Source organism: Mycobacterium ostraviense (genome assembly GCF_002705925.1).
GTDB classification, from domain to species: domain Bacteria; phylum Actinomycetota; class Actinomycetes; order Mycobacteriales; family Mycobacteriaceae; genus Mycobacterium; species Mycobacterium ostraviense.
The window spans coordinates 1-253 of record NZ_NKRE01000166.1 but is presented as its reverse complement, the minus strand read 5'-3'; the positions used below and the strand labels follow the sequence as shown (position 1 = coordinate 253).

General features: G+C 65.6%; 1 pseudogene. It reads right to left on the bottom strand.

What is annotated here, in order from left to right:
• Positions 1-253: pseudogene (locus CDN38_RS28505) on the bottom strand (magnesium chelatase); the annotation flags it as partial.

Here is a 253-nt window from a genome sequence, read left to right as displayed (position 1 = left end):
GGCACACCCGATCACGCTTGATGTAGGCGTCCAAGAGGAGGGACAACACGGCTCCCTTGGAGGCGACCATTCGTCCTCGTGACCCCATCGACCCGGAAGCGTCGACTACGAAGATCACGCAGGAGGCGGCTCGTCCGGCTCGTACTTTGGCCCGCCAGTCGATCGGTTTGACGTGCACCGCCAGGTCAGGATGCTCGGTGGCCCGACGTGACTTCTGATGAACCGCCGCCGCGCGGAGGGTGGCGTCCAGGGC